At 51.0% G+C, this 12,496-nt stretch carries 9 protein-coding genes; 5 read left to right on the forward strand and 4 right to left on the reverse strand.

The features are described 5' to 3' along the window. The first annotated feature begins 234 nt into the window (after positions 1–234). The 3 genes from HV041_RS11005 (at position 235) to HV041_RS11015 (ending at position 5,978) form a co-directional block, all read left to right on the forward strand. Positions 235–1,299, forward strand: a complete 1,065-nt coding sequence (locus tag HV041_RS11005) for an acyltransferase family protein (protein ID WP_121585479.1) — start codon at positions 235–237, stop codon at positions 1,297–1,299. 119 nt (positions 1,300–1,418) lie between these two features. Then, positions 1,419–4,865 (forward strand): transcription-repair coupling factor, encoded by a 3,447-nt coding sequence (gene mfd, locus HV041_RS11010; RefSeq protein WP_121584515.1) that lies wholly within the window; start codon positions 1,419–1,421, stop codon positions 4,863–4,865. A gap of 147 nt (positions 4,866–5,012) precedes the next feature. After that, positions 5,013–5,978, forward strand: a complete 966-nt coding sequence (locus tag HV041_RS11015) for a L,D-transpeptidase family protein (RefSeq protein ID WP_061067736.1) — start codon at positions 5,013–5,015, stop codon at positions 5,976–5,978. An 83-nt stretch (positions 5,979–6,061) separates the two neighbouring features. On the opposite strand, the gene bhsA is transcribed toward HV041_RS11015, so the two are convergent. Continuing rightward, positions 6,062–6,319, reverse strand: coding sequence for a multiple stress resistance protein BhsA (gene bhsA, locus HV041_RS11020; RefSeq protein WP_040231961.1), 258 nt, complete (start codon positions 6,317–6,319; stop codon positions 6,062–6,064). A gap of 243 nt (positions 6,320–6,562) precedes the next feature. On the opposite strand from bhsA, the gene comR reads away from it, so the two are divergent. Together comR and HV041_RS11030 are read left to right on the forward strand one after the other, a co-directional pair. Further along, positions 6,563–7,198 carry a TetR family copper-responsive transcriptional repressor ComR gene (gene comR, locus HV041_RS11025; RefSeq protein ID WP_182294216.1) on the forward strand — a complete coding sequence of 212 codons (636 nt, stop codon included), beginning with the start codon at positions 6,563–6,565 and terminating at the stop codon, positions 7,196–7,198. A gap of 253 nt (positions 7,199–7,451) precedes the next feature. After that, positions 7,452–9,632 carry a TonB-dependent siderophore receptor gene (locus tag HV041_RS11030; RefSeq protein WP_115602216.1) on the forward strand — a complete coding sequence of 727 codons (2,181 nt, stop codon included), beginning with the start codon at positions 7,452–7,454 and terminating at the stop codon, positions 9,630–9,632. A gap of 56 nt (positions 9,633–9,688) precedes the next feature. Here HV041_RS11030 and HV041_RS11035 read toward each other — a convergent pair whose 3' ends face one another. From HV041_RS11035 to ycfP, 3 genes are all read right to left on the reverse strand, one after another. Continuing rightward, positions 9,689–10,228 (reverse strand): glycine zipper 2TM domain-containing protein, encoded by a 540-nt coding sequence (locus HV041_RS11035; RefSeq protein WP_048211960.1) that lies wholly within the window; start codon positions 10,226–10,228, stop codon positions 9,689–9,691. A gap of 168 nt (positions 10,229–10,396) precedes the next feature. Next, on the reverse strand, positions 10,397–11,701 hold the full coding sequence (gene ndh, locus HV041_RS11040; protein WP_121584514.1) for an NADH-quinone dehydrogenase: 1,305 nt from the start codon (positions 11,699–11,701) through the stop codon (positions 10,397–10,399). 236 nt (positions 11,702–11,937) lie between these two features. Beyond that, positions 11,938–12,480 carry an alpha/beta hydrolase YcfP gene (gene ycfP / locus HV041_RS11045; protein ID WP_165712786.1) on the reverse strand — a complete coding sequence of 181 codons (543 nt, stop codon included), beginning with the start codon at positions 12,478–12,480 and terminating at the stop codon, positions 11,938–11,940. Between the last annotated feature and the right edge of the window lie 16 nt (positions 12,481–12,496).

Here is a 12,496-nt window from a genome sequence, read left to right on the forward strand (position 1 = left end):
AGTCACGAGTATATAAGCGAAAGCGGAATGGGTAAATGACTGAACCGTAAGTGTTCGTCAGCATTGTTCTGAAAAGTATAACCAAATCAATTCGCTAAAGTTTCCACTTTTCCCTCATCCGTTGTTCCTGATCTTTATCTTAAAAAAATAAAAAGCAGACGGTTACGCATTACAGCGAAGGCAGGGTTTTGCAGGATGGCAGGCTATCTCACACAATATGGATACGCCACTGCAATGAATAAGAAAGAGTTATGGATTAATCAAATCAAAGGGTTATGTATCTGCCTGGTGGTCATTTACCACTCGGTCATTACCTTTTATCCCCATCTCACCGCCTTTCAACATCCACTCTCACAGGTGCTAACCAAATGCTGGATCTACCTCAATCTGTATCTGGCACCGTTTCGCATGCCTGTCTTTTTCTTTATTTCGGGCTATCTGATCCGCCGCTACATTGCAAACGTCCCGTGGACTACCTGTGTAGACAAACGCATCTGGAGTATTGCCTGGGTACTGGTGCTGTGGGGAATCGTGCAATGGCTGACGTTAACCGCGCTCAATAGCTGGCTGGCCCCGCAACGCGACCTGAGCCAGGCGGCCAATGCAGCCTATGCCGGTTCGCTGGGAGACTTTACCCACGGAATGCTCACAGCCAGTACCAGTCTGTGGTATCTGTATGCGCTGATTGTCTATTTTATCCTGTGTAAGATCTTCAGCCGCTGGGCATTGCCGCTACTGATGCTGTTTGCGTTGCTGAGTGTGGCCATCAACTTTTTCCCGACCCCATGGTGGGGGCTGAACAGCGTAATACGTAATTTGCCCTGGTATAGTCTCGGCGCCTGGTTTGGCGCAACGCTGATGATGTGGATCAAAGACGTTCCCCTGCGCCGTCACGCGGTCATCGTGACGGTGAGTGCACTGGTGGCTGTCATCGCCTGGCGGGCAAATATTTCGCTATTACTCTCATTTGTTTCCATCGTACTCATCATGAAGTTGTTTTATCAATTTGAACAACGTTTTGGCATGAGTGCATCCAGTCCATTAAGCGTGATAGGTTCCAATACTATCGCCATCTACACCACCCACCGAATTCTGGTGGAACTGATAAGTTTAACGCTGCTTCCTAAACTCAATCATACCGTCTGGTCCGCAAACGTAGAGCTGGCCCTGCTACTGGTGTACCCGTTCGCCTGCTTACTGTTGTGTACGCTGGTCGGACTAATGGTACGAAAAATTTCACAAAAAACCGTTGCCGACCTGCTTTTCTCCCCGCCGTCTTTCTCCACCGTTTCCCGCTAAACCTTACGCGCTTTTTGCCCCCATCCGGGGGCGAATCAATTTGCTTATGAGGGACGATCACGGATAATAAAGAAACATTGCTTATCAGACGTATATCCAAACGAGATCCTGACAACCGAATGCCTGAACAACATCGTTACACGCTTCCAGCAAAAGCTGGCGATCAGCGCCAGTTGGGTGAACTTACCGGTGCCGCCTGCGCGACGCTGGTTGCAGAAATCGCCGAACACCATCCGGGACCCGTGGTGCTTATCGCGCCGGACATGCAAAATGCTTTGCGACTGCATGATGAAATTCGTCAGTTTACCGACCAGATGGTGATGAATCTGGCTGACTGGGAAACACTGCCCTATGACAGTTTTTCCCCGCATCAGGAAATTATCTCCTCGCGACTCTCCACGTTGTATCAACTGCCTGCGATGCAACGCGGTGTGCTGATCGTACCGGTCAACACGTTGATGCAGCGCGTCTGCCCGCACAGCTATCTACACGGTCATGCACTGGTGATGAAAAAGGGTCAGCGCCTGTCGCGTGATGCCCTGCGTGAGCAACTGGACAGCGCTGGTTATCGCCATGTTGATCAGGTTATGGAGCACGGTGAATACGCCACACGCGGTGCATTGTTGGACTTGTTCCCAATGGGCAGTGAACTGCCTTATCGCCTTGATTTCTTTGATGACGAAATCGACAGCTTGCGTCTGTTTGACACCGACACCCAGCGCACGCTGGAGGAAGTCGACGCCATTAATTTGCTGCCTGCCCACGAATTTCCAACGGATAAAACAGCTATTGAGCTGTTCCGCAGTCAGTGGCGCGACACCTTTGAAGTGAAACGCGACGCCGAACATATTTATCAGCAGGTCAGTAAAGGCACGTTACCTGCCGGGATTGAATACTGGCAACCGCTGTTTTTCAGTGAACCGCTGCCACCGCTGTTCAGCTACTTCCCTGCCAATACGCTGTTAGTGAATACCGGTGATATTGAAACCAGCGCAGAACGCTTCCAGGCCGATACCCTGTCACGTTTTGAGAATCGCGGCGTTGACCCGATGCGTCCGCTCCTGCCGCCTGAATCGCTGTGGCTGCGGGTTGACGAACTGTTTTCCGAGCTGAAACACTGGCCTCGCGTCCAGCTCAAAACCGAAAGTCTGGCAAACAAAGCGGCAAACACTAATCTGGGATTCCAGAAGCTGCCGGACATCGCCGTACAAGCGCAACACAAATCGCCGCTGGATGCGCTGCGTAAATTCCTGGAAACCTTCAACGGCCCGGTCATTTTCTCGGTAGAGAGTGAAGGTCGCCGTGAAGCACTCGGCGAACTTCTGGCTCGCATCAAAGTCGCGCCAAAACGTATTTTACGCCTTGATGAAGCCGCTGGCAGCGGTCGCTATCTGATGATTGGTGCGGCAGAACATGGTTTCATTGATACAAAACGCAACCTGGCCCTGATTTGCGAAAGCGATCTCCTTGGTGAACGTGTGGCACGTCGCCGCCAGGATTCCCGCCGCACAATTAACCCGGATACATTGATCCGAAACCTCGCTGAGCTGCATCCGGGGCAGCCCGTCGTGCACCTTGAGCACGGCGTGGGTCGCTATGCCGGTATGACCACGCTGGAAGCAGGCGGCATTACTGGCGAATACCTGATGCTCACCTATGCCAACGACGCCAAATTGTATGTCCCGGTGTCATCGTTGCATTTGATAAGCCGCTATGCCGGAGGCGCGGAAGAGAATGCCCCGCTGCATAAACTTGGTGGAGATGCCTGGTCCCGCGCCCGGCAGAAAGCCGCCGAGAAGGTGCGTGACGTCGCGGCGGAGTTGCTGGATATTTACGCCCAGCGTGCGGCAAAAGAAGGTTTTGCCTTTAAGCACGACCGCGAACAGTATCAGCTGTTTTGTGACAGCTTCCCGTTTGAAACCACACCCGATCAGGCACAGGCCATCAACGCGGTACTCAGCGATATGTGCCAACCGCTGGCAATGGACCGTCTGGTGTGTGGTGACGTCGGCTTCGGCAAAACCGAAGTGGCGATGCGCGCTGCATTTCTCGCCGTCGAGAACCACAAACAGGTGGCCGTTTTAGTGCCGACTACCCTGCTCGCTCAGCAGCATTTCGACAACTTCCGCGACCGCTTTGCCAACTGGCCCGTGCGCATTGAGATGCTGTCCCGTTTTCGTAGCGCCAAAGAGCAAGCGCAGATTCTGGAGCAGGTTGCCGAAGGTAAAATCGATATTCTCATCGGCACGCACAAACTGCTGCAAAGCGATGTGAAACTCAAAGATTTGGGGCTGCTGATTGTCGATGAAGAGCACCGCTTCGGTGTCCGTCACAAAGAGCGTATTAAAGCGATGCGCGCCGATGTCGATATTCTGACGCTGACCGCAACCCCGATCCCGCGTACGCTCAATATGGCGATGAGCGGTATGCGCGATCTGTCAATTATCGCCACACCGCCAGCGCGTCGTCTGGCCGTCAAAACCTTTGTGCGCGAGTATGACAATCTGGTGGTGCGCGAGGCTATCCTGCGTGAAGTGCTACGCGGCGGGCAGGTCTACTACCTGTTCAACGATGTTGAAAACATCCAGAAAACCGCTGACAGGCTGGCAGAGCTGGTACCGGAAGCACGTATCGGGATTGGACACGGGCAAATGCGCGAACGCGAGCTGGAACGTGTGATGAACGATTTCCACCATCAGCGCTTCAACGTGCTGGTGTGTACCACCATCATCGAAACCGGGATCGACATTCCAACCGCTAACACCATTATTATCGAGCGCGCTGACCATTTCGGGCTGGCACAATTGCATCAGCTACGCGGCCGCGTGGGACGTTCACACCACCAGGCCTACGCCTGGCTGTTGACGCCGCATCCGAAAGCGATGACCACCGATGCACAAAAACGCCTTGAGGCAATTGCCTCACTGGAAGATTTGGGTGCAGGTTTTGCGCTGGCCACTCACGACCTCGAGATTCGCGGCGCGGGGGAACTGCTGGGTGAAGATCAGAGCGGTTCGATGGAAACCATCGGCTTCTCACTGTACATGGAACTGCTGGAGAACGCGGTTGATGCGCTAAAAGAGGGACGCGAACCGTCGCTCGAAGATCTCACCAACCAGCAAACTGAAGTCGAGCTGCGCATGCCTTCGCTACTGCCAGATGACTACATTCCCGATGTGAATACGCGACTGTCGTTCTACAAGCGGATTGCCAGTGCGAAAGGCGAAAACGAGCTGGAAGAGATTAAAGTTGAACTGATTGACCGTTTTGGTTTGTTGCCTGACCCGGCCCGTACGCTGCTGGATATTGCCCGTTTGCGCCAGCAAGCGCAAAAACTGGGTATCAGAAAGCTGGAAGGCAATGAAAAAGGCGGGACGATTGAGTTTGCCGAGAAGAACCACGTCAACCCGGTGTGGCTGATTGGCTTACTGCAAAAGCAACCCCAACACTTCCGTCTGGATGGCCCTACCCGGCTGAAGTTCATGCAAGATTTGAGCGAGCGTAAAACCCGTATCGACTGGGTACGTCAGTTTATGCGTCAACTTGAAGAAAACGCCATAGCGTAGCGTTCCGGCCGGGTGAGCATGGTGCTTGCCCGGCCGATGAATTTACAAACTCTTTGCACTTCCCTGCACTTCCCGACACAGCAAACCGCCATAATTCCTGTTTACTTTTACATAATAAAAACCACGTAAAAACAATGGATTTAGGTGATGTTAAACAATAAACGACTCTCTCGCTGGCTAACGCTTTTTACGCTCGCGGCGACCGTCGCATTAGCGCTCCCGGCTCAAGCGAATACCTGGCCGCTCCCGCCGCCAGGCAGCAAACTGGTGGGCGAAAATGCCACTCACGTTGTCGAAAACAACGGCGGATCGCTGGAAGCCATTGCGAAAAAATACAACGTCGGCTTTTTAGCGCTGCTGCAGGCTAACCCCGGCGTCGATCCATACGTACCTCGCCCGGGCAGTGTTTTAACCATCCCATTGCAAACTCTGCTACCGGATGCCCCACGCGAAGGGATTGTCATTAACCTCGCCGAACTGCGTCTTTACTATTACCAGCCAGGGACAAAATCGGTGACCGTGTATCCCATTGGCATTGGCCAGTTAGGCGGCGACACCCTGACGCCAACAATGGTCACCACCATCTCTGATAAGCGTGCTAACCCGACCTGGACACCAACAGCGAATATCCGCGCACGGTATAAAGCCAATGGTATCGACCTCCCTGCCGTAGTACCTGCCGGGCCGGATAACCCGATGGGCCATCATGCAATCCGCTTAGCGGCTTACGGCGGTGTGTATTTGCTGCATGGAACCAACGCGGATTTTGGCATCGGTATGCGTGTTAGTTCCGGGTGTATTCGCCTGCGTGACGGTGATATTGAAACCTTATTCCGTCAGGTTACGCCGGGAACCAAAGTGAACATCATCAACACGCCGATTAAAGCCTCCGTTGAACCTAACGGTATGCGCCTGGTTGAAGTACACCAACCGCTGTCAGAAAAGATTAATGACGACCCGCAGTTACTGCCAATCGTGTTGAATTCATCAATGCAGAACTTTAAAAATGCGGCACAAACAGACGCAGCGGTGATGGAGCATGCAATGGAGCTACGTTCAGGCATGCCTGTAGACGTGACGCGCCATCACGATGCTCCTGCACAAACGCTGTAAATTCAGGCCATAAAAAAACCCCGCCGGTTTGTTCCCGCGGGGTTTTTTATTGAATTCGCAGTGGCATTGCGAGGGCTTACAACTTATTTATAGATAACTGCAGTCCCGTGAAGGGTGTTAGGACCGGTAACAGAAGTAATACGGAATGACTTCGCCCCCATTTCATCTGCTTTCTGTGCCAGTTGATCTTCCAGAGAACCTAAATTAGTCCCGGCGTTGGCGGAGATAATACCGACTTTCTGTTGGCCTGCAGGTGTAGCCTGAACTTCAACAGCGGCAAAGCTTGCAAATGAAAGTGAGCTCAGGACAGCAGCGACAAAAAGAGTTTTTACGTTTTTCATGATAGTGACCTTTAGCAGATGAATGTGTGCCGTAAGCGATTAACTTAACGATCGATAGATAAATCATAGATGTGATCCAGGTCACACGTCAACATTTTTTTATAACGATTGTTATTTAAAGTACAAAGGTCTTATTTTTCATATCAATAGCATTGAATTATTTTTATCTTGAATGCACTGGAGTGTCTGCGCGATTATTTTTATAATGGTTATTCAATAAACCCAACCAGGTACAACGGCACCATGACAACTGAAACGACAGGTTGTGCAAAAAAAAGCCGTGGCCGACCAAAAGTGTTCGACAGGGAAGCCGCGCTTGATAAGGCCATGACACTCTTCTGGCAGCACGGATATGAAGCGACATCGCTCGCCGATCTCGTAGAAGCAACCGGGGCAAAAGCGCCTACGCTGTATGCAGAATTTACCAATAAGGAAGGACTGTTTCGTGCCGTGCTGGACCGCTATATCAGTCGCTTCGCGGCAAAACACGAAGCCCAACTGTTTTGTGAAGAAAAAAGCCTCGAATCTGCACTTGAGGACTATTTCACCTCCATAGCGACCTGCTTCACCAGTAAAGACACGCCTGCGGGATGTTTCATGATTAACACATCCGCTACGCTGGCCGCCTCCTCCCGGGACATTGCGCACACGGTTAAATCCCGTCACGCCATGCAGGAACAGACGCTGGCTCAGTTTCTGCATCAACGACAGGAAAAGGGTGAAATACCAGCACACTGCGATGTACAAAAGTTGGCTGAATATCTGAACTGTATTTTGCAGGGTATGTCGATCAGCGCCCGCGAAGGAGCCTCGTTCGAAAAACTGATGCAGATCGCGCACACCACATTACGATTGTGGCCTGAACTGATTAAAGATTAACCATTCCCACACTACCCACGTCTTAATGTCATCACCGGGAGCTTACGCTGCTCCTGGTGGAAGCGGCACATCTTAACCCCTACATTCTTTATTGTTTTCATTGGGTTAATGCATTTATTTTGTAAAATACATTGATAATGTCAATCATTATCAGCAATATTCGCATTTGTTTTAATACCCGTTTCATAATGTAACGATCGGTTTCCATGCCGTAAAAATAAAAACAGGCCAACAAATTTTATAAGGAATACAAATGAATAAGCATCTCTGGGTGCTCAATCCTCTGTTACTGTCTTTAACCCTACCGGCAATGGCGGCAGAAGAAGAAGATCTCATCGTCAGCGCCAACCGGAGCCAACGCACCGTGGCAGAAATGGCGCAAACGACATGGGTTATCGAAGGCAGAGAGATTGAACAGCAGGTTCAGGGGGGAAAAGAGTTTAAAGATGTTCTGGCTCAGTTGATCCCCGGAATCGACGTTAGCAGCCAGGGACGGACCAACTACGGGATGAACATGCGTGGTCGCGCCATCGTTGTGCTTATTGACGGTGTTCGTCTCAACTCTTCCCGCACCGACAGCCGCCAGCTCGACTCCATTGATCCGTTTAATATTGCACACATTGAAGTTATCTCTGGGGCAACATCACTGTATGGCGGCGGAAGTACCGGTGGTTTGATCAACATCGTCACCAAAAAAGGTCAGCCTGAGCGTGAAGTTGAACTCGAGCTGGGCAGCAAAAGCGGTTTCAACAACAGTAACGATCATGACGAGCGTGTTGCCGCCGCAGTGAGCGGAGGAACCGACCGCGCATCCGGACGCATGTCTGTCGCTTATCAACGGTTTGGGGGGTGGTATGATGCCAACCACGACGCCTTAATGCTCGATAATACCCAAACCGGTCTGCAGCATTCCGATCGCCTGGATCTGATGGGTACCGGGACGATTGAGCTTGATGACAACCGCCAGTTGCAGCTGGTTACGCAGTACTACAAAAGCCAGGGAGATGACGACTACGGACTGGATCTCGGCAAGAACATGTCTGCCGTGACGGGAACCGGCAACGCTCATACCAGCAGCGGTCTCAATTCCGACCGTATCCCCGGCACGGAACGGCATCTGATCAGTCTGCAATATTCCGATGCCAATTTCTTCGGCCAGAATCTGGTCAGCCAGATCTATTACCGTGACGAATCACTTAAATTCTATCCCTTCCCTACGCTGAGCAAAGGTAAGGTCACCAGTTTCTCCGCATCACAGCAGGATACTGACCAGTTTGGTGCCAAAATCACCCTCAACAGCCAGCTGATGGAAAACTGGGAACTGACATGGGGTATCGACGCCGATCACGAAACATTCGATTCCAATCAAGAATTCTTCGATCTGGCTTATTCCCTCCCCTCTGGCGGTATGGATAACCGAACGGCCTACACCACCGGGCGCTATCCCGGTTACAGCATCACCAACTTCGCGCCTTTCCTGCAAAACAGCTACGACATTAATGACATCTTTACGCTCAGCGGCGGTATCCGCTACCAGTGGACTGAAAACCGTGTTGATGATTTTGTCGGCTATACGCAACAACAAGGCATCGCAACGGGTCTGGCGAACTCTGCTGATAGTATCCCGGGTGGCAAAGCAGACTATGATAACTTCCTGTTTAACGCGGGCATCCTCGCACACCTGACCGATCGCCAGCAGACCTGGTTCAACTTCTCTCAAGGTGTGGAACTTCCCGACCCCGGAAAATACTACGGCAACGGTACCTACTCGCTGGTTGGCGATCATTATCAGCTCCAGCGCAGTGTTAACGTAGCGGATTCACGTCTGGAAGGCATTAAAGTTAACTCTTACGAACTGGGGTGGCGCTACACCGGCGATAACCTGCGTACACAGCTCGCCGCTTACTATTCCACGTCTGATAAATCGATCGTCGTTAACCGCAACGATATGACCATTAACGTACAACCCGACGATCGCCGGATTTATGGCCTTGAAGGCGCGGTGGATTATTTCATTGCTGATACAGACTGGAGTCTGGGAAGTAACTTCAACATCATTAAATCGGAAGTGAAGCAAAACGGTAAATGGCAAAAATGGGATGTCACTCTGGCTTCGCCATCTAAAGCAACCGCATGGGTTGGCTGGGCGCCAGAACCGTGGTCTCTGCGAGTACAGAGTCAGCAGACATTTGACCTGAGCGACGCCAGTGGCAACAAGCTGGATGGGTACAATACGATGGACTTTATCGGCAGCTATCAGCTCCCGCTGGGTAAACTGACCTTTAGCGTTGAGAACCTGCTGAATGAAGAGTACACCACCCTCTGGGGACAGCGTGCACCGTTACTCTACAGCCCGACTTATGGCAGTCCATCCTTGTATGAATACAAAGGTCGGGGTCGCACCTTTGGTTTGAACTATGCCTTAACCTTCTGATAAAAAAAGCCCCCCAGCCTGAGCGATGGGGGGCTAATATTCATGATAACGCTATTTTACGCCTTGTTATTCAGAACCAACTGGCCGTTGTTATCCAGCGGAATTTGCGTACCGGGATCTTTATCCATGCGGATTTTGCCCTGCTGATCGCCAATTTTATACGTTACGTCGTAGCCCAGCATTTTTTCTGATTTGTCATACACTGTTTTACAACGTTGTTGTGTGGTTGTGTACGTATCGTTTTCCTGCATTGACCCCTGAATCTGGTTACCTGCATAACCGCCACCTAGCGCACCAGCAACGGTCGCAATGTCTTTGCCGCGGCCACCACCAAACTGATGACCAATTACGCCCCCGGCAACCGCACCCAGCACGGAACCGGCAATACGGTTTTCATCCTGTACAGGTTTACGGTGAGTAACCGTTACGTTACGACATTCCTGGCGCGGTGTTTTTACCGTTTCTTTAATCGGTGTTGCAGAGACGACTTGTGCAAACTGTGGGCCACGCTCAAAAACGTTTAGACTGGCCACCGCTGCCACACCCAGCGCAGCAGCTACGCCAATCCCTATACCCGCCAACATTGATTTATTCACGGGACTTCCTCCTTTTTTGCTATTAGCAACAACTTTGCAACAGAAGGTAAATAATGCCAATCAGATTACGGATGAAAATCGCGGAGAAAGGGGGTAAAGCAGCATGATTCAGAGAACTCTGAAAGAAAGTGCCGGATGAAGCATTCCATCCGGCATTATAAGCCAGTATTAGTGCAGTTTAAGACGCGGACGAATCACCCGGTTAATGCTGCCAACCAACATCATCAGGCTGGTTTTGAAGTAACCATGCAGCGCAATCTGGTGCATACGGTACAGTGAAATGTAGACAAAGCGTGCAATACGCCCTTCCACCATCATTGAGCCACGCGTCAGGTTGCCCATCAGACTGCCCACGGTAGAGAAGTTGGAGAGAGAAACCAGAGAACCGTGATCTTTATACTGATACGCTTTTAGCGGTTTACCGTTCATCTGCGCCAGAATGTTGTTCATCGCGCAGGATGCCATCTGGTGCGCAGCCTGGGCACGCGGCGGCACAAAACCCCCTTCCGGACGCGCGCAGGAAGCACAGTCACCAATCGCATAGATGTCCGGATCACGCGACGTCTGCAGGGTTGGTTCAACCACCAGCTGGTTGATACGGTTGGTTTCCAGACCACCAATCTCTTTCATAAAGTCTGGCGCTTTGATACCTGCTGCCCACACCATCAGATCAGCTTTGATGTACTCGCCATCTTTGGTATGCAACCCACCTTCGTCAGCGCTGGTGACCATCGTCTGAGTCAGTACACGTACGCCCAGCTTGGTTAACTCGTTATGCGCGGCGCTGGAAATACGCGGCGGCAACGCTGGCAAAATACGTTCACCGGCTTCCACCAGTGTGACGTTCAGCGCTTCATTGGTCAGCCCTTTATAACCATAGCTGTGCAACTGTTTTACCGCATTGTGCAGCTCAGCGGAGAGTTCTACCCCCGTTGCACCACCGCCGACGATAGCGATATTCACTTTGCCGTTCGCGCCCAGGTTTGCAGAATATTTCAGGAACAGATTCAGCATTTCCTGGTGGAAGCGACGCGCCTGGTGCGGGTTATCGAGGAAAATACAGTTCTCTTTGACGCCCGGCGTGTTGAAATCGTTGGACGTACTGCCCAGTGCCATCACCAGCGTGTCATATGGCACTTTACGCTCAGGGACCAGCAGATCGCCTTTCTCGTCTCGCAGCTCAGCAATCGTGATGGTTTTCGCTTCACGATCGATATCCATCACCGAACCCAGCTGGAACTGGAACCCATGGTTACGGGCATGCGCCAGATAGCTCAGCGCATCAACACCTTCATCCAGCGATCCTGTTGCTACTTCGTGCAGCAACGGTTTCCACAGGTGGCTGTGGTTTCTGTCTACCAGCGTGATTTTTGCCTTTTTCTTACGACCCAGTTTTTTACCCAACTGCGTCGCCATTTCCAGTCCGCCAGCACCGCCGCCGACAATCACGATCCTTTTCAATGGTGTAGTCAACGTGACCCCCTCAAATTTATTAACCAATTGTTAATTAAAAGTTATGTATATAGCCTTTAATTAACAACAAGTTACGATATTGAAAATGTTCCTCGAGACTGAGAATAACACGAACGGTGCATTGGTCATACCAAAATTGATGTGCATCAAGTTTTGATGCTGAAAAGATAGACAACCCAGACTTTTAGGACAAAAAAACCAGCCCGAAGGCTGGTTTTTTAAACGCTCAGTAAAGATTAACCTAACGTCTTGAACGCTTTGATTCGCTGCAAATGCGGGGAGATGTTTTTGAATTTATGGGTTTGTTCTTCATCCCATACAATTTCATAGTAATGATGCAGCTCCTCCGATGAACCCTGGCTGTTCAAGGCTTCATCATGGCGTGACAGAATAACCAGGCAGCGATCGCGATTTTTCTCGCGGAAGTTGGTCACACATTTTGTGGCGATATCAGCATACTCTTCCGGCCTGTCGATTTTCCCTTCCATATTCTCATACGGGAACAGGTTAGGGTTAAACACCACCTGACGAATATCACACAGGAAACCAATTCGTTCTGCCCAATATCCCCCGAGCCCGACGCCACAAATCAGCGGTCGGTCGTCGACATTAAGCTGCAGCATTTTGTCCACTTCTTTCAGCAGATGCTGCATATCATGTTTAGGATGCCGCGTACTGTAGCTAATCAGCCTGACATCCGGGTCAATAAATTGCAGTTGCAATACTTTCTCGTGGTTGCCCGGACTGTTAGAGTCAAAACCGTGTAAATAGATAATCATCGCATCCTCGCCAAAC

Origin of the sequence: Citrobacter sp. RHBSTW-00029 (assembly GCF_014104295.1) — a bacterium.
Lineage (GTDB): Bacteria > Pseudomonadota > Gammaproteobacteria > Enterobacterales > Enterobacteriaceae > Citrobacter > Citrobacter youngae.